The organism is Lyngbya confervoides BDU141951 (genome assembly GCF_000817775.3).
GTDB classification, from domain to species: Bacteria; Cyanobacteriota; Cyanobacteriia; order Thermosynechococcales; family Thermosynechococcaceae; genus Lyngbya; species Lyngbya confervoides.
The window spans coordinates 1-17,662 of the sequence record NZ_JTHE03000024.1; the positions used below are offsets into that span (position 1 = coordinate 1).

General features: G+C 54.5%; 17 protein-coding genes. 5 read left to right on the top strand and 12 right to left on the bottom strand.

Going from position 1 to position 17,662, the window contains the following annotated elements; all coding sequences use genetic code 11:
- A partial coding sequence (locus QQ91_RS03620; protein ID WP_375340932.1) for an HhoA/HhoB/HtrA family serine endopeptidase occupies nt 1-1,048 on the bottom strand: 1,048 nt, incomplete at its 3' end.
- Between the two features lie 614 nt (nt 1,049-1,662).
- Between QQ91_RS03620 and ftsH the strand changes: the two genes are divergently transcribed.
- Nucleotides 1,663-3,645, top strand: coding sequence for an ATP-dependent zinc metalloprotease FtsH (gene ftsH, locus QQ91_RS03625; protein ID WP_166280152.1), 1,983 nt, complete (start codon nt 1,663-1,665; stop codon nt 3,643-3,645).
- A 15-nt stretch (nt 3,646-3,660) separates the two neighbouring features.
- On the opposite strand, the gene QQ91_RS21585 is transcribed toward ftsH, so the two are convergent.
- From QQ91_RS21585 to QQ91_RS03650, 6 genes are all read right to left on the bottom strand, one after another.
- Nucleotides 3,661-3,786: a hypothetical protein gene (locus tag QQ91_RS21585; protein WP_284707154.1), complete on the bottom strand. Its 126-nt coding sequence runs from the start codon at nt 3,784-3,786 to the stop codon at nt 3,661-3,663.
- A 90-nt stretch (nt 3,787-3,876) separates the two neighbouring features.
- Nucleotides 3,877-4,983, bottom strand: a complete 1,107-nt coding sequence (locus tag QQ91_RS03630; RefSeq protein WP_166280155.1) for a sensor histidine kinase — start codon at nt 4,981-4,983, stop codon at nt 3,877-3,879.
- A gap of 25 nt (nt 4,984-5,008) precedes the next feature.
- Nucleotides 5,009-5,722, bottom strand: a complete 714-nt coding sequence (locus QQ91_RS03635) for a response regulator transcription factor (protein ID WP_166280158.1) — start codon at nt 5,720-5,722, stop codon at nt 5,009-5,011.
- Nucleotides 5,723-5,774: 52 nt separating this feature from the next.
- Nucleotides 5,775-6,719 (bottom strand): alpha/beta hydrolase, encoded by a 945-nt coding sequence (locus QQ91_RS03640; RefSeq protein ID WP_166280161.1) that lies wholly within the window; start codon nt 6,717-6,719, stop codon nt 5,775-5,777.
- Between the two features lie 46 nt (nt 6,720-6,765).
- A complete protein-coding gene (locus tag QQ91_RS03645; protein ID WP_166280164.1) occupies nt 6,766-7,062 on the bottom strand; it encodes a PepSY domain-containing protein in 297 nt (98 codons plus the stop codon).
- A 243-nt stretch (nt 7,063-7,305) separates the two neighbouring features.
- Nucleotides 7,306-7,464: a hypothetical protein gene (locus QQ91_RS03650; protein WP_166280167.1), complete on the bottom strand. Its 159-nt coding sequence runs from the start codon at nt 7,462-7,464 to the stop codon at nt 7,306-7,308.
- Between QQ91_RS03650 and QQ91_RS03655 the strand changes: the two genes are divergently transcribed.
- Nucleotides 7,457-7,858, top strand: coding sequence for a hypothetical protein (locus tag QQ91_RS03655; RefSeq protein ID WP_166280170.1), 402 nt, complete (start codon nt 7,457-7,459; stop codon nt 7,856-7,858). The genes QQ91_RS03650 and QQ91_RS03655 overlap by 8 nt on opposite strands.
- Here QQ91_RS03655 and QQ91_RS03660 read toward each other — a convergent pair.
- From QQ91_RS03660 to QQ91_RS03675, 4 genes are read right to left on the bottom strand one after another with little or no spacing between them, the layout of a single operon-like run.
- Nucleotides 7,806-8,666 (bottom strand): metal ABC transporter permease, encoded by an 861-nt coding sequence (locus tag QQ91_RS03660; RefSeq protein WP_166280173.1) that lies wholly within the window; start codon nt 8,664-8,666, stop codon nt 7,806-7,808. The two genes, QQ91_RS03655 and QQ91_RS03660, sit on opposite strands and share 53 nt — an antisense overlap.
- Nucleotides 8,659-9,471, bottom strand: coding sequence for a metal ABC transporter ATP-binding protein (locus QQ91_RS03665; RefSeq protein ID WP_166280176.1), 813 nt, complete (start codon nt 9,469-9,471; stop codon nt 8,659-8,661). The genes QQ91_RS03660 and QQ91_RS03665 overlap by 8 nt, the downstream gene beginning before the upstream one ends.
- 44 nt (nt 9,472-9,515) lie before the next feature.
- Nucleotides 9,516-10,439 carry a metal ABC transporter solute-binding protein, Zn/Mn family gene (locus QQ91_RS03670; RefSeq protein WP_166280179.1) on the bottom strand — a complete coding sequence of 308 codons (924 nt, stop codon included), beginning with the start codon at nt 10,437-10,439 and terminating at the stop codon, nt 9,516-9,518.
- A gap of 34 nt (nt 10,440-10,473) precedes the next feature.
- On the bottom strand, nt 10,474-10,779 hold the full coding sequence (locus QQ91_RS03675) for a hypothetical protein (RefSeq protein ID WP_166280182.1): 306 nt from the start codon (nt 10,777-10,779) through the stop codon (nt 10,474-10,476).
- Nucleotides 10,780-11,105: 326 nt separating this feature from the next.
- On the opposite strand from QQ91_RS03675, the gene QQ91_RS03680 reads away from it, so the two are divergent.
- The gene (locus QQ91_RS03680; protein ID WP_166280185.1) at nt 11,106-11,588 is read left to right on the top strand and encodes a universal stress protein; all 483 of its coding nucleotides are present in this window, start codon (nt 11,106-11,108) and stop codon (nt 11,586-11,588) included.
- An 83-nt stretch (nt 11,589-11,671) separates the two neighbouring features.
- Here the strand turns inward: QQ91_RS03680 and QQ91_RS03685 are convergent, their stop codons facing one another.
- Nucleotides 11,672-14,536 carry a cation-translocating P-type ATPase gene (locus QQ91_RS03685; RefSeq protein ID WP_166280188.1) on the bottom strand — a complete coding sequence of 955 codons (2,865 nt, stop codon included), beginning with the start codon at nt 14,534-14,536 and terminating at the stop codon, nt 11,672-11,674.
- A 442-nt stretch (nt 14,537-14,978) separates the two neighbouring features.
- Here QQ91_RS03685 and QQ91_RS03690 point away from each other — a divergent pair, with 442 nt between their 5' ends.
- Together QQ91_RS03690 and QQ91_RS03695 are read left to right on the top strand one after the other, a co-directional pair.
- A complete protein-coding gene (locus tag QQ91_RS03690; RefSeq protein WP_166280191.1) occupies nt 14,979-16,253 on the top strand; it encodes an MgtC/SapB family protein in 1,275 nt (424 codons plus the stop codon).
- A gap of 62 nt (nt 16,254-16,315) precedes the next feature.
- Nucleotides 16,316-17,620 carry an APC family permease gene (locus tag QQ91_RS03695; RefSeq protein ID WP_166280194.1) on the top strand — a complete coding sequence of 435 codons (1,305 nt, stop codon included), beginning with the start codon at nt 16,316-16,318 and terminating at the stop codon, nt 17,618-17,620.
- Nucleotides 17,621-17,662: the final 42 nt, after the last annotated feature.

The window sequence follows — 17,662 nt, forward strand, 5'->3', positions numbered from 1 at the left end:
CATCTCCCGCTCGAATGCCACCGCGATCGGCAGGAGAGTTGGCGAAGACCTTCGCCACCAACACCCCATGATCCTCCTGGACGCTCAGACCACTATTGGGATCACCGTTAATCTCTTGCTGAACTTGGGGCGTCAGGGTTACCAGTTGAATGCCCAGGTAGGCATGGTCAACCTTTCCCCGAGCAACAAGCTGCTGGGCAATTTGCTGAACCCGATCAATGGGAATCGCAAACCCCAGTCCTTGGGCACCTTGAATAATTGCAGTATTCATCCCGATCACCTCGCCGTTGCGGTTCAGCAGTGGCCCCCCAGAATTGCCAGGGTTAATGGCCGCATCGGTTTGGATAAAATCCACCCGCTTATCGGGGATGCCCACTTCCCCGCTGGAACGGCCCGTGGCGCTGATAATCCCCTCAGTCACGGTGTTGTCCAGCCCAAGGGGATTGCCAATGGCGATCGCCCATTCCCCAGGCTGCAGATTTTTAGACGTTCCCAGCTTCACAGTTGGCAAATTAGAGGCTGCAACTTTAACAATGGCCACATCGGTGACCGGATCAGATCCCAGCACCTTGCCCTGAAAACTGCGGCCATCCTTGAGGGTCACCTGCACCGTATCTGCGCCCTCAACCACATGGGCGTTGGTGATGATTTGGCCCTCACTGTTCATAATGAAGCCGGATCCCAGCCCCCGCTGCACCTCTTGATTGGGCGAGGTAGGAACCTGATTTCCAAAAAATTCCCGAAAGAAGGGGTCTTTAAAGATATCTGGCACCGGCTCGCTGACCGTACGCGAGGCATCAATGCGAACCACCGCGGGTCCCACCTGGTTGACAACCTGGGTAATGAAATTTGTCGCCGAGTCCTGAGGCGTTGGCTGGGGCGACAGCCCCAGGGTGGGCGAGTTTTCTGCTGAATTTAGGGATCGATGCCACATCCAATAGCGACCCACCGTGGCCAGACTTGCCCCTATACATAAGCTTATTAAAACAAGCCCCAGTCGTCCCCAGGGCCGCCGCGACGGAGTAGGAGGACTGGAATGATGACCCATGGAAGATTCTGAGGAAGTTGTCATGTGGAGTCTCCTTTCCATAACACCAGAGCGTAATAATCGAAAAAGCAATGCTGTTGTCAACTCAGATGGAATCACCGGACATCGAATTTGATCTACGGCGACTTTGCCTCAGACCACTAGAAGGGATAGTTCTGGGGTTCAAACCGATTCAGAGCATCGGGGCAGCTGTCGTTCTGAGACCAATAACCCCCCGAAACCAGCAGCAGCTTCTTGCATCATCTGGCGATGGAAGCAATCCCTCTGATAAATGGTCAAATCCTCCATATGCTTCTCCTACAGAAAACCAACCCTCTTCCAATCCATCCCCCTAGGGGGCGATAGGATTCACTGTAGAAAAAGGTTGTGTCAATCTGATGAACGATTCGTGTCAGTTTAATCCGAGGCCATCGCCCGTTCCCCTCCATGCCCTCTAGCCCCTGCACCGGGTCGTCCAGTCGGACAGCCAGAGGGGTGGCACTAACTCCAAGGGGGAATCAGCTGTACCTTAACGGCCCAGGCAATCAGTGGTACAGTCAATTTCGTGGCGCCAGAAAGTTCAGTCACCCCTGACATCCACGACTTTTTTCAGAAGTCTAGAACGGAGGGAATAGATGCCAATTGAAACCAATGGGGAGAATAGAAACGCCAAGCCCAATCCCAAACGTTTCGGGGGCACTCTCCTCTCGTTCCTGACCTTTTTGATTTTATTTAATCTTTTCCTGCTGCCGGCCTTGAGACCTGGTCCGAAGCGGGTTCCCTACAGTCAGTTTATTCAGCAGGTGCGCGCCGGGAAGGTGCGTCAAGCGCTCATTGAAACCAATGAAATCCGCTATCTGCTGAGGGCCGATCCGCCCAAGACTGGGACAAGTCCGCCCAATCAGATCAGCAGCACCACGGACCCGGAAGATCTCTACGTGACGGCCCCCATTCCCAGTGACATGGATTTGGTGCAGCTCCTGGAGGAAAAAAATGTCGAATTTGGGGCACCGCCCCCCGATCAGTGGGCCTGGCTGGGAACTTTATTGGGGTGGCTTGGGCCGCCCCTGGTTTTCATCGCCCTCTGGGCCTGGATTCTCAATCGATCAGGCGGCATGGGATCTGCAGCACTAACCGTGGGGAAAAGTAAAGCGCGCATCTATTCTGAGGGGGTGACCGGAGTGACCTTTCAAGATGTTGCTGGGGTTGATGAAGCCAAGGCCGAGCTAGAGGAAATTATCACCTTCTTGAAGCATCCGGATAAATACACCCGCCTTGGGGCTGTCATTCCCAAGGGGGTGCTCCTCGTCGGACCGCCGGGTACGGGGAAAACCCTGTTGGCCAAGGCGATCGCCGGAGAGGCGGGGGTTCCCTTCTTCAGCATCTCCGGCGCTGAATTTATCGAGCTATTTGTGGGGGTGGGAGCAGCCCGCGTCCGGGATCTGTTTATGCAAGCGAAACAGCAGGCCCCTTGCATTGTCTTTATTGATGAACTGGATGCCCTGGGCAAAACCCGTCGGAGCAGCAACTCCCTGGGGGGAAATGATGAACAGGAACAAACCCTGAATCAGCTGCTCACGGAAATGGATGGCTTTGAAGGAAACACCGGGGTGATTTTGGTGGCGGCCACCAATCGTCCTGAGGTACTGGATCCAGCACTCCTGCGTCCGGGTCGCTTTGACCGGCGTGTGGTGGTGGATCACCCGGATAAATCGGGCAGATTGGCAATTCTGCAGGTTCATGCCGCGAAGGTGCAGCTGTCATCGGAGGTTGACCTCGGGGCGATCGCGGCTCAAACCCCTGGGTTCGCCGGGGCAGATCTCGCCAATTTAATCAACGAAGCGGCGCTGTTGGCGGCTCGCCAGGATCAAGAAACCGTGAGTATGGCCAACCTCAATGAAGCCATTGAGCGAGTCATTGCTGGACTAGAGCGCAAGTCTCGGATTCTCAATCCCAGTGAAAAAAAGATTGTGGCCTATCACGAAGTGGGCCATGCCATCATCGGATCCCTGATGCCGGGGGCCAGTCGGGTGCAGAAAATATCCATTGTGCCCCGAGGCGCAGGCGCACTGGGCTATACCCTGCAGCTTCCCGAAGAGGATCGCTTTCTCATGTCAGCCCCCGAAATTCGAGGTCGCCTGACGACGCTCTTGGGGGGGCGTTCCGCGGAGGAAGTGGTGTTTGGCCAGGTTTCCACCGGGGCCAGTGATGATATCCAAAAGGTAACGGATCTCGCAGAACGGATGGTCACGCTCTACGGCATGGATTCCAAACTCAGGCCCATTGCCTTTGAAAAAACGCAGCAACAGTATCTGGAGGGACTACAAAATACAAGGCGGGTAATCAGCCCCACCGTGGCCGCGCAAATTGATCAAGAGGTGAACGCCATCATTGAATCGGCCCATCACATCGCCCAACAAATCCTGTGCACCAATCGTGACCTGCTAGAGACCATGGCTCAGTCCCTTTTGCACCAGGAGATCCTGGAAGGAAAGCAGCTTCAGGATTATTTGGCACAGTCGAAATCCCCTGAGGATCTGGCGCCTTGGCTCCAAACTGGACAACTCCAGCAGCCCCCCCCCGCTGAACATCCCCAAGATCCCGGACCGGACCTCTAGTGAGCCCTGGACGGCTCAGGGTCTTTGCTCTAGGGCGTTATCCTGTTCCTCGGACAGGGACTCCGGGAATAGCATCGCCAGGGTTTTCAGACTAATCCCCGTCAGAAAAACCAAGGAAATCAGCACTAAAAAAATCAGCATCGTCAAAGCTTCCCCTGATGAGGTACAAAAATTAGCCTAACGGGTTCATGTGACAGGGCTGTGTCATGGGTGTCACTGTTCTACTCACCGTTAAGGGCGGTGACGATCCGCTAAGGGCAGCGAGACTCTGAAGGTGCTGCCCTGACCCAATTGGCTCTGCACCGTGAGGGTCCCTCCCTGCAGCTCCACTAGCCGGCGGGTAATGGCCAGCCCTAACCCAGATCCCTGGGAGTGGGTCTGTTGGGCCTGGGGCGATCGCCAGAATCGATCAAAGACATGGGGCAAATCCTCAGGGGCTATGCCTGGCCCGGTGTCGCTGATGTCAATCCACAGACGATCCTGTTGCAGGCTGGGGGAAACGCTAATGCAGCCCTGTGTCGTGTAGCGAAGCGCATTCCCCATCAAATTGAGCAAAATTTGCTCCGTCCGATCGGGATCGGCCCAGGCTAGCGGTAACGCGGGGGGGATGTTCACGACTAAACGGGGGCTATTCTCGTCCAGTTGGGTGGCAAACACCTCTTGGACTTGCCGTAGCAGGCGAGCTAAATCCACCGCTTGAAAGTGGAGGGGCAGATGCCCCGTCTCCGCCTTGGACAGGGTTTGTAAATCCGCCACCAGACGTTCCAATCGTCGCACCCGGTTCTGCAACTGATTAAACAGGAGCGGAGTGGGCGCAATGCGCTCATCGGCTAATTCTTCCAAATAGCCGCGCAGAATCGTGAGGGGAGTTCGCAACTCATGGGCCAGATCTCCAATCATTTCCTGGCGTTTTTGCTCCACTTGCTCCAAACTCAAGGCCATGCGGTTAAAGCTGCGACCCAGACGATTGATTTCAGGAATAGAACTGGCTGGAATCCGCGCCTCTAGGTTGCCCGAGGCAAAGGCCTGGGTGGTGTGTTCCATGTTGATTAACGGGGTGGTAATGCGTTTGGCGACCCAATAGCTGAGCAAGAGCGCCACAATGGCCCCCGTAAAAATAGACCATCCGGCACTGGCATGCCAGGCGATGGCAAATCCCTCGATCAACACATCCTTAAGGGGCAAAATCTCGGTTTGATTCAGGACCAGATCTTCCAGATGATCGGCAAAATAGCGAAAGGCGGCGTAGCGATTAATGACGATATAGCAGCTCAGGCTAAAAATCATCACCAGCAGGTGAGAAAGGAATAGCCGCGATCGCAACCCCATGTTGTTCATCTTTGCGGGTACTCACTGCAACTTTTTATTCCTGGTCTTCAAATTTGTAGCCCACACCCTGCACAGTTTTGATAAACGTGGGTTTGGCTGGATTCGGCTCTATTTTTTTACGCAGGCGAGCGACTTGGGTATCCACCACGCGATCATCGCCATAAAAGTCATCTCCCCAAAGATTATCAATGAGCTGGGTCCGACTCCAGGCCCGCCCCGGATAACTCACAAAGGTTTCCAGCAGCTTAAATTCCAGGGTGGTCAATTCCAAGATTTCCGCCTCCTGTCCCGACAGATGACGTTGGGCAATATGCTGATCCAGGTTAACCGTGAAGTGCGGAGTGCGATAAATCAGGGCAGCCGTGGGGTCATGGCGCAAACTGCGTCGCAAAAGGGCCCTCACTCGAGCCACCAGTTCTCGTGGGCTGAAGGGCTTCGTGAGGTAATCATCTGCCCCGGTGGATAGGCCAATAATTCGGTCCAGCTCCTCTGCACGAGCCGTTAACATCAGGATATAGGGATCCTTACCCAGGGGCTGCTGGCGAATTCGGGTACAGATTTCCAGTCCGTCGATGCCCGGCAACATCAGATCCAAAATCACCAGATCCGGCTGTACGGTTTGAACCGATCTCAGGGCCTCCGCACCATCCCGACAGGTTTCACAAACAAATCCTTCAGTTTCAAGCAAGTTTTGTATCAATAGCGCAATCTCTCGCTCATCTTCGATAATCAAAATGCTCGGTTTCATGGAAGTTGTTGTCTTCACCTGCGTATGCTTTACCGCTCTATATTGTACTGGTTCAGCCCCGGCTCGCCGCCGAAGAGGGCGGGGACCCATGGGGTTGGACAGGATGGCCCACAAAGGATAGGGCATCACTCAGGTGCCGGTGAAAGAAGTTCCAGCCCACATCGGGACCGGAAAGGCCATGTCCACCGGGGAAGACCGCCAGAACATGATCAATCTTGAGCTGATTCAAGGTTTGATGAAAACGGTGACTGGAGTGGCGGAAAAACGTATCTTCCCTATTTTTGCCAGCGGCCAGATAAATCCGTAAACCCTGAAGATCTTGAGCAGGAAGTTGAGAAATAAACTGTTCCGGACTGTTGTGAGCACCGCTGGGATCGGTGAAGTAGCCACTGAGACTGAATAGCGTTTTGAAATGGTCAAGGTGGCGCAAGCCAATATTCACAGCGCCCCAGCCCCCAGAGGATATCCCCCCCATGGCCCATTGTTCTGGATCATGAGCTGTTCGGTAGCGACTCTTGACCACCTGCACAAGTTCAGTGCCGATTAGGGTTCCCACCTTGCCATTTGGGCCGTCAAAGTACTGTGGATCCCAGAGGGGGCTGGATCCTCGCCGATCGTTGCCGTCGGGCATAATCACAATCGAGGGAGGCAGTTTTTTCTGGCCGTAGAGCTGATGCAGCACCGATGCAATGGCGTATTTTTGATCGTAGGCTGTCACCCCATCGTGGCCCCCATGCAGCAGAAAGATCACCGGGTAGTTCTGCTGGGGATGTTGGGCATAGCCGGGGGGCAAGATCACACCGTATTGGCGCAGGGTTCCCATGGCTTGACTTTGAAACGACTCCAGCTTGAAGTCCAGGCCCGGAATGGCTTGCCCCCCGATCGCATCAAGCTGGGGCGCCCCCGCGATAAACACGTAGCCATAGAGGGCGGATCCCGCTAGGATTGCTGGGCCCACGACACTCAGCCATAGGAGCCATAGGCGTCTGTAGCGCATTGAAGACTTCTCCACCTGATTAGGAGCAACGCCAAAATTGGGAGATTCAAGGACGAGCTTTGCGCCGACGCCCCGTTCTCCACAGGGAAAATCCGGTGACTGCCAGCACAAGCAGCCCCAAAGCATTCAGAAAGGGATAAAGGATCTCTAAACGGATCGGCCCAAGGTTTCCCTTGTGCAGTTCTAGCAACCAATCAAATCCGCTGTCTTTGCCCAGAAGATCAACCATCTGGTAAACCGTGCCGGTTATTAAGGTGAGCAGAATTGGTCCCAGCAGGATTGGTGCTAACGTGCGATGGATCTGGCGCAATGAAATTGCGCGGGAGGAGGATTTGTGAGTCATGCAGGGATGGGCCTATTACCCTCGATCAAAAGAATGGGGAGCGATCGCGTCTATTACGATGTCCTTTACAACACACGATGACTGGATGCATCCTCAGTGTTGAGGATCGAGGTGACCTGAGTGTGACAATCTGGTGTCATTTCCAAGAGTCACGCCGTTAACCTTTGGCAAGAACGATTCTAAATCTAGCCGAGGGGGGATCTGGGAGGTCAAGCTCATTGGGGTAGGGATCACGGAAAATCGCTACAATAAAGCGGTCTTGGCCGATGCCCCTGGGAGCGCCAGCATTCCATGGGCGATGAGCTGCACGGCGATCGCCAAGGGAAAGAGGACTAGAGAATCGGCGAGATATCGGCGATAATTAGCATAGAGATAGCGCGTGGAGGTCAGAAAAATGATCACTCTATCGCTTCCCGTACAAATTATTGCCCTCTGGACGGTTTTTCTATTCGGGCTTGTCTTTCACACTCAGCTGGCCTTGATGCCCTTGCTATATGGCGTAGAGGTGGCCATTCCTCGCTACCAGGGCAAAACGCCAATCTCTCATCTGTGGGGAATGCTGGGCTTCTTCGTCGTCCCCATGGTCATGATTGTGCTCACGGCCCTCAACACTTCTTGGATCTATCGCATAATCCATTTGGGCGTCACGGTGATCTATTCCATTCTAAATTTCCTGCACGTTGCTCTGGATCTGAAGGTTCAGCCCATCGAATGGTACCAAATTGCTCTGGTTGCCACGATGTTCATCGTGGGCCTGGGATTGAACGGGTTAGCAGTCCTCTGGATTTTGCAGTAAGGGGGCGGGAAAGGACTGGCGAAAGGAGCAAGGTGATCAGGTAAACACTGCCCGACACCAGAATGATGGTGGCCCCTGAGGTGAGATTGAGGGTAAAGGAAAGCCAGAGCCCACCAGTGGTGAAGATAACCCCTAAAAGACTGGCCACAACCATCATCCACTTCATATTTTTTACAAACTGCCCACTAATCGCCGCGGGCATAGTGAGCAGGGCAATCACCATGATCAAGCCAACCACGCGCATCATCATCACCACCGTGAGCGCAATTAAGCACAGTAGGGTGATGTAAATGGTTTTGACGGGGACATTCATGACCGTGGCAAACATTTCATCAAAGGAAATGGCTAACAGTTCTTTATAAAAGAGAGACACTAAGGTCACAATGATGCCGTCTAAAATCAACATGATCCAGAGATCCTGGGTGGGAACAGCTAATATGCTCCCAAACAGGTAACTCATCAGGTCGGCCTTATAGCCGCTGGTAAGATCCACCAGGACAATCCCAATTGCCATGCCAATCGCCCAAATGACGCCGATGATCGTGTCGGTTCGCTGGCGAGTTTGGAGTTGCACGACGCCCATTGCTAGCGCAGCGCCAATACTAAAAATCACGGCCCCCAGCACAGGATTAAACCGAAAGAAATACCCCAGACCAATACCTCCGTAGGCGGCATGGGCAATGCCGCCGCTCACGAAGACAATCCGGTTGATCACCACAAAGGTGCCCACAATCCCACAGGCAATGCTGACCAGCACTCCCGCCAGCAGAGCATTACGCATAAAGTCAAACTGTAAGGCCTCAATCATCGCTTATTTCTTCACTGAGGTGTTTTGGAAAAACTCGGTGCGGCACCCCATGGGCAATGAGATCAACCGGACATTGGTAGACCATCTCCAACATTTCAGAGGTGATATGGTCGTCCCCGTGGTAGTACAACGTCCGATTCAGACAGCCAACGGTCTTGACACAGGCAGCGATCGCACCAATGTCGTGGGAAATCATTAAGATGGTGATGCGCTCATTCAGGGTTTTTAACAGATCATAGATATGCGTTTCCATCTGAGGGTCAATGCTCGCCAAAGGCTCATCCAGGAGCAAAATCTGGGGCTCCGTTGCCAGGGCTCGCGCAATGTAGACTCGCTTTCGTTGCCCCCCAGATAGCGTGCCCACCGCCCGATTTTTTAAATGCAGCAAATCTACGCTCTGGAGGGCAAGGGAAACCTGCTGCGCATCCTGGCGAGTATAGCGCTGGAGTATTGAACGGTGACCCAATCGGCCCATCATCACAACATCCCAAGCCGTCACCGGAAAAGCGCGATCGCAATCAACCTGCTGGGGCACATAGCCCACATAGCGACGGCCTTGACGCACCGCGCAATCCATAATCTCAACCGTGCCTTGCCAGGGCGCTAACAATCCCAGCAACACCTTAAAGAAGGTGGTCTTGCCCCCGCCATTCGGACCGATTAAGCCAATGAAATCCCCCTGCTTTACGGTTAAGTTGACCGCTTCGAGAACGGGTTGGTGGTCATACCCGGCCCAGAGCCCCTGAACCCGGATGACCACGGGTTGCCGATCGGTGCGTTGCTGAGGGATGTGAGCCTGCTGCATTGCGTCAAAAAGGAAGCCAGAGGGGATTCAGGGCCAGAACAGCTTCAGAGTTCCTCAGAAAATGTCTCTGCCACCTGCTGTAAATTATCTATCCAATCATAGGCCAGGGGATCAATGAGTAAAACCTTCCCGCCAATTTCCTGGGCAATCGTCTTCGAAGCCCGCTGGCTAAATTGTGGGGAGGCAAAGACCACCTTGATGTGGTGTTGCTTTGCAAAGCGAACAAGATTTGCAAGTTCTGCCGCACTGGGTTCCTCTCCCCCCACCTCAACTGCAAACATTTGTAACTGATAGTCTCGCGCAAAGTAGCCCCAAGCCGGATGAACCACCAGAACGCGGCGGTTTTTAAGATTTTTTAAGCGGGTTCGGATGGTTTGGTCCAGCCGATCGATATCTTGCCCTAGAACCTGAAAATTTTGTTGAAACTGAGCCGATTCTGGGGGGCGCAGTTGGGATAGGGTGTCATAGATGACCTGGACTTGTTTTTTAGCCAATTGGGGCGATAACCAAATATGGGGGTCGACATTGTCCTTGGCAGCCTGCCCCTGGGGTGCAAGGGGCGAAGGCTCGGCTGAATAGATGGGCGTGGGTAGGGGCAAGCGCTGAATTCCGCTGGTTGTGTCTACCACCTTCATCCTGGGGTTAATCGCCCTGAAGCGATCCATCCAGGCCTCTTCAAAACCAATGTGGATTTGGAAGTAGGCATCGGCCCGACTCATCACCCTCAACTGGGCCGGGCTGGGTTCGTAGGTATGGGGCTCGGTGCCCGCAGGAACCATTGTTTCCACCTTCACGGCCGCTCCCCCAATTCGGTTAACCCAGTAAGCCTGGGGCGGAATACTCACCATCACCTCAGCAGTGGTGGGGGACTGAGGCAGTTTGGCAGGTGCCCGACAGCCCGCGATCGCGCCGGAGCCGAGGAGGCATAGCAAGATTCCCAACATCCAGGATGTTTTGAGTCTATCCATTGATATCCAAGCCAATTCACGCAGACCGGAACCCTCACTCCCCACCGAACCGATATTCTCGCATCAATCGCGACAGTCGGGCCAGAACCTGATCGACCTCTGCAACAGTTTGGGACTCAAGCCCCAGCGCCAGCAAGTCGGGGCCGAATTCACCGGCATCTCCGAGTTTCAAAATCATCCCCAGGTCTTGAGCGCCCGCAAGCACAGCCGGGAGAGGACTGGGTTCGTCCACTTCAAAATCGAAAGGGATCCTGAAAGAGATCTCGGACTCCTGTTCCGGAATCTCCTCAACACGGACTCCCTTTGTTCCGATCACCGAGACACTCGTGAGGTTGCTCATGACCGTGATATCATGGGTTTGAAGCTCATGAGTGACCAGTTGTTCGTCTTCATGGCCTTATCCTCCGAAACAGAAATGAACTGGAGTCGCCCTGGCACTAATATATATTTATATACTCATATAAAGGAATGATCGTAGCATTTCTCAATCTCTGCTAGGTCGCCAAGCTGGAGAGGAAAAAGCCAGGGATTATAGAGGCAAAGCTCCATTGCAACTCCACCACTCCAGGGAGTAAACCTCTCTCGGGGTGAGTCCGTGCAAGCAGAGAATTGAATTTGGAGTCAGAAAGAGACAATCAGGGAAGAAACGCGAAGGGAAGAACCCAGATGTTTGCCAAACTATTAGTCGCCATGGATCATTCTCCCCGAGGAGAAGCGCTGTTCCAGAAAGGCTTGGCGCTGGCCAAACTCCACCAAGCCGATCTCATGCTCTTGCATGTGCTCAGCAGCGAAGAAGAGGGAAGTCCAGTTCCCATTCCCGCTGGCGCAGACAATATGTACTGGTCTCCTGGACTCGACTTCAATACCGAAATTTGGCGGCAGGAATGGGAAAATTATGAAAGCGAATGCGTGGAGAAACTGCGATCGCTTGCCCAGGAAGCGAAAAAATCCGGTGTTAACAGCGAATTTCGTCAAATTCTTGGCAATACAGGCCGCGTTATCTGCGAGTTTGCCCAGTCTTGGGGAGCCGACTTAATTCTAATTGGCAATCGCGGTCGTTCAGGTCTCAAGGAAATGGTTCTCGGTAGCGTCAGCAACTATGTGCTGCATCATGCCCTGTGTGATGTCCTCACCTTTAAGTCCTTATAAATTTTCCGCCAGCGCCCTTAGATCATCGCCAGGGGCGAGGCCATAACCCGGTCTTGCCAGGGCTGATCAACTTTACCTCAGCTTTATCTGACTGGATTCCTGGAGTTTATCTCCCCCGCAGCCCTGCGCGTAAACACAAATTTCCGCAGCTCCTCCAGTCCCAGCAGCAAAAAAGGCCACATGATCAGCATCCCCCATTGATCCAGCCGGAGGGGAGCAGTCCCAAAAATATTTTCCAGCGGGGCAAGATAAATAATGGCAAGGATAATCGTCCACTCAGAAACAATCCCGATCCAGATCAAGGGGTTACTAAAAAAGCCCATCCGAAAAATAGATCGACGCTCTGATCGACAGGCAAAAACATTTCCGTCTTGACAGGCCACAATGGTGGCCAGGGTCAAGGTTGTGGCCTGATGATAGATATTCAGAACCTGGGGATCCGCTTGATGCTGCAGAATTTGGGGGGTGATTGCCTGCAAATCGGCGAGGCCGTAGCCCTGCTGCTGCCAAACCGCTAGAAACACCGCCATGCCAGCAAAGGCCTCGAGAGGCCCCAGAAATCCGTAGGCCCGAGCGAGTAAGGATCGATCCAGCAGCGGCTTGTGCTTGGCCCGCGGCGGCTGATTCATCGTTCCAGGTTCTGCAGCCTCTGCGCCCAGGGCCAGGGCGGGAACCATGTCGGTGCCCAGGTCGATGGCAAGAATTTGTAAAATTACCAGGGCGGGAGGAATTTTCAGGATGACCATCAGCAAAAACGGCACAATTTCAGCCACATTAGAAGCCAAAATATAGGTCATAAATTTGCGGATATTCTGGTACACACTGCGTCCCTGCTCCACCGCACTGACGATGCTGGCAAAATTATCGTCTAAGAGCACGATATCAGCGGCTTCGCGGGCCACATCCGTGCCATTGCGCCCCATGGCAATGCCAATGTTGGCCGCTTGCAGGGCAGGCGCATCGTTCACACCATCGCCCGTGACGGCCACCACCTGGCCCAGGCTTTTATAGGCTTCCACAATTCGCAGCTTTTGCTCTGGCATCACCCGCGCAAAAATAAGCCCCGGCCAGCGGTGGAGAATCTGGCGGAGCTGCGCATCGGAGAGATGGGATAGTTCATGGCCAGTCACCACCCGCGCCTTACCCTGGACTAAACCAATATTGTTGGCGATCGCTGCGGCGGTTTTCCCATAGTCTCCGGTCACCATTGTGACTGAGATGCCCGCCCGATGACAGTGGGCGATCGCCTCTGCCACCTCAGGACGCGGCGGGTCCATCATTGCTGTTAGCCCAATAAAAATCAGTTCCTGCTCTAAATCCTCTGGGGGTTGATCTAGAAGTTCCCGGTCACCTTTGCGGGCGGCAACCCCCAGGACGCGAAAGCCCTGATCGGCCCAGTGGTCGTTGGCCTGGGTAATCAAGGTACGTTCGGCCTCGCCCAAGGGCACCAGCTGGCCCGCCGCAAGCATCCACTGGCAATGATTTAAAACATCCAGAGGCGATCCCTTCGTAAAGCTTAAATAGGCGTGTTCATTGGGCCACAGCTCTGCCAGGTTCCAGTCCAGAACCACGGTCATCATGCGCCGATTGGAATCAAAGGGAACTTCCCGCAGTCGCGGCGATCGCTGCTGCAATTGTTCGCTTTCAAGACCAGCCTTGAGGGCCGCAACCAGCAGGGCCGCTTCGGTGGGATCTCCCACCTCCTGCCAATCGGAAATGGGCTTCACCTTGCCCTGCGCTGGCGAGGTGAGATGAATCAGTCTTGCATTGGAACACAGGGCACCGCCCACCAGCAGCAGTTTTGCCTGCAGTTGGGCATGGGAGTCTGCAGGCAGATCCACCTGCCCCACGGGACTATAGCCCACCCCCGTCACCGGAATGGATTGATTCGGAATCCACAGCGATCGCACCGTCATTTCATTTTGGGTCAGGGTCCCGGTCTTGTCTGTGCAGATGACTGAAGTGGCGCTGAGGGACTCAACCGCAGACAGACGCCGGACCAAGGCGTTGCGTTGGGCCATGCGCTGAACCGCGATGGCCAGCGACAGCGTCACCGTAGGCAGCAGCCCCTCCGGCACAAAGGCCACGATAATGCCAATGGCGAAGACAAAGCTCTCCTGAAAGTCCATCCCCACCAGAAACTGGGTTAACAGAAACACCAGCATCCCCATACTGATGGCCAAACCCGTAATAAAGCGCACGATCCGACTAATCTGAAATTCCAGCGTGCTGGGCTCTCGCTTCACGGTAGTCGTCAAATGGGCCACATGGCCAAATTCTGTGCGGTTTCCGGTGGCGTAGACCACGGCCAACCCTCGACCCGCCGCCACCGTAGAACCGGCAAAAACGAGATTCGACAGCTCAGCAGGCTGCACTTTTCCCCCAGAGGGCACCGTTCCCTGGGCCGCAATTGGATTGGCCTGCCGCGCCACCGGCAGGGATTCTCCGGTGAGGATGGAGGTATCCACGTAGAGCGCCTGCACCGAAATCAAGCGGGCATCGGCAGAAATTCGATCCCCCTCCTCCAGCTGGATTAAATCTCCCGGCACTAACTCTCGGGCTGGAACGATCCCCAGAACTCCCTCGCGGAACACCTTGGCCTGAGCAGGCAGCACATTCTTCAGAGCAGCAATGGCCCGTTCCGCCTGAAACTCCTGAGAAAAGCTGAACAGGGCATTAATCCAAATCACGGCCCAGATTGCCCATCCCAGTTCCGTCGCCCCGGAGATAAAGGCTAAAATCCCGGCCACCCACAGCAGCAGCGCCATGAAATGGGTGAGTTGATCTAAAAATCGCAGCAGGAGAGGACGGCGGGGCGGATCGGGGAGTTCATTCGGCCCATTCTCAATCAGGCGCTGCTGAACCTCCTGGGGCGCAAGGCCCTGAGGTGAGCTGGATAGGGACGAAAAAACGGCTTCGGTTTCCAGAGACCAGATGGGCGGCAGCATAGATCTCCCTCTCTAGCAGCGAACTCCAGGGTAGACGGATAGACTGAGACGATGGACTGGAGAGGGCTTGAATAGGGTGAACGGATCCGGGGAACCCCAGTTTTTCTCCAGGATGGGATTACTGTAGCTGAATCCAAGAGGGGGAAAAACAGCGATCGCCCAGATCTTCACAAATCTCTAGTACAGCACTTTTAGTCCGGCGCTTTAAACGCTGGGCATCCCCCGAAGGGGGCAAGGGCAACCGGTTGGGTCCGGTTCAATCTCCCTCGAAGTAGGGATGATCCGGGAGGGCGATCCGCACGGTCGATGAATCGGGAAGATCCCCAGGATCCCCATCAATCCTGGCGGGGCCTCGATTAAGATAAGGAATGGTCTATCCTTGCCGAAGAGAGGCCCCCTGGCGCAAGAGACGGACAGATGCCCCCAAGGTGTGAGGTTAGAGATGCCCTCTGATGTCTTGCAGTTAATTCCCCTGGAAGCCTTCAAGTTAATAACCGTCTTGTTTTTGTCCTTCCTGATTGGGCTGGAGCGCGAAGAACATAAGCTGAGCAAGGGGTTTGCCTTTGGAGGTGTGCGCACCTATCCCCTCATTGGCTTGCTCGGCTACAGTATTGCCTTCCTCTCCCAGCGTCAGGCTCTCCCCATTGCCTTGGGATTAGCGGTGATTGCGGGCTTTATGATGCTCTCCTATTGGCATAAGATGACCACCGCGCAACGGGTGGGATTGACCTCGGAGATGGCGGGTTTAACCACCTATATCGTCGGAGCTTTGGTCTATTATGAACACTTTTGGATTGCCTCTTCCCTGGCGATCGCCAGCTTGATCTTGCTGGAGCTGAAATCTTTTTTAGAAACCCTGGCCCGGCGGTTTTCCGAGACCGATATCCTCAATTTCACGAAGTTTCTATTCTTGACCATCGTAATCCTGCCGATTCTGCCGGATCAGGTCCTAACCCCGTTTGCCCTTAATCCCTTTAAAACCTGGCTGGTGGTCGTTGCCGTCAGCGCCATTTCCTACGGCAGCTATCTCCTGCAGCGCTTTGTCCAGGGAAGACGCACCATTTCCTTGGTTGCATTGCTGGGAGGCGCCTACTCCTCCACCGTGACCACGGTCGCCCTGGCCAAGCGAGCCAGTGTCGACTCCCGCCACTGGGCCAGCTACACCGGCGGCATTTTGATTGCCTCGGGCATCATGTACTGGCGTCTAATGGTCCTGTTGAGAATCTTTAATGCCAACCTAGCCGCAAACTTGAGCGCTCCCTTCCTGGGGTTGGGAGCCATGGGCCTGGTGAGCGGATTGGGCATCTCGCTGCGGCGACCGGCCATCTCCGATCCCGAGGTTGTGGAGGCCCCTCCCCCCCAGGGCAATCCCCTGGAACTGAAGGCTGCCTTTAGTTTCGCCGCTCTATTCATTGGCATTACGATGATTGCCAAATATGTCATTCAGTATTTCGGCAACAGCGGTGTCTACACCCTGGCCGTTATCATGGGGGTCACCGATGTTGACCCCTTTATCTTAAGTTTGACCCAGACCGGAGGCCATTCCATTCCAGGGGGGGTTGCGAGTGCCGCGATTGTGATTGCCGCCGCCAGTAACAACCTCGTTAAAGGGGTCTACGCCCTCATCTTTGGCGATCGCCAAACGGGGCGCCGGAGTTTGGCGGGGCTGGTGATCTTCAGTCTCCTCGGACTGTTACCCTTGCTCGGCCTCTTGTAGAGAGATCCGCTTATGTTTCAGATTATTTTAGAAATATCCAACCCAGATTAAAAATAGACGGTATGACTCAGCATCAGATGGGGTTTTGGTCGGTGGTCGCGGTGGGAATCGGCGGCATGGTCGGAGGCGGCATTTTTGCCGTTCTGGGATTAGCGGTCAAGGTCACCCAAGGAGGCGCGCCCCTTGCCTTTGGTCTGGCCGGCATCCTGGCCCTATTCACAGCCTACTCCTACGCAAACCTCTCCGTCAGCTTCCCCAGCCGTGGCGGCACCGTGATCTTCTTTAATCGGGCCTTTGGCACGGGGCTATTTACCGGCGGCATGAATATTCTCCTGTGGCTGAGCTACATTGTGATGCTCTCTCTCTATGCCTCTGCCTTTGGCAGCTATGGCGCAACCTTTTTTCCAGAGTCCTTTCAAGGCTGGGCTAAACATCTGCTGATCAGCGGGATTATTGTGGCGATTACAGGACTCAATCTCCTCAGCGCGGATTTGGTGGGGCGAGCTGAGCGCTGGATTGTGATCTTCAAGCTGGTCATCCTGACCCTATTTGTGGGCATGGGATGTCAGGGAATCCAGGGTAAATCTATTCAACCCGACACCTGGGCCTCACCTCTGGCATTGGTCGCCGGCGGAATGTTAATTTTTTTGGCCTATGAAGGCTTTGAGCTGATTGCCAATGCCGCAGAGGATGTGAAAGATCCCGGTCGAATCCTGCCGCGGGCCTACTATACCGCCGTAGGATTTGTCCTGATTCTCTACGTCCTCATTGCAATGATTACGGTGGGAACCCTCTCGCTCTCGGAAATTCAGGCAGCCCATGAGTATGCCCTCGCCGCCGCGGCAAAACCCTTTCTGGGCCCTGAGGGCTTTACCTTAATTGCGATCGCGGCGATGCTGTCTACAGCCTCTGCTATCAATGCCACGCTCTATGGCACCTCGCGACTGAGCTACATGATTGCCAAGTCTGGCGAGTTGCCTAAAATTCTCGAAAAGAAAGTTTGGAACCAGCCCATTGAGGGACTTTTAATCACCAGCACCCTCACCTTGGTGATCGCAAATTTCTTTGATCTGTCGGGCATTTCCACCATGGGCAGTAGCGGATTTTTAATCATTTTTGCGGCGGTGAACTGGGCCAACGTCAAACTGCACTCACAGACCCGCAGTCATCGCTGGGTTTCGCTGATCGGCGCGATCGCCTCCATTGCCGCAGTGCTTGTTCTCCTCGGGCAAACGGCCCAGACCCAACCCCAAAACCTCTGGGTGGTGGTGATCATGGTGCTGACAGCCTTCACCCTTGAGTTGATCTACCGTGCCCTCAAGGGCCGGACTTTGCGACTGAATCAGCCCCCTAAGTCAGACCCCTAAATCAAACCCCTAAGTCAGACCCCTAAGTCAGACCCCTAAATC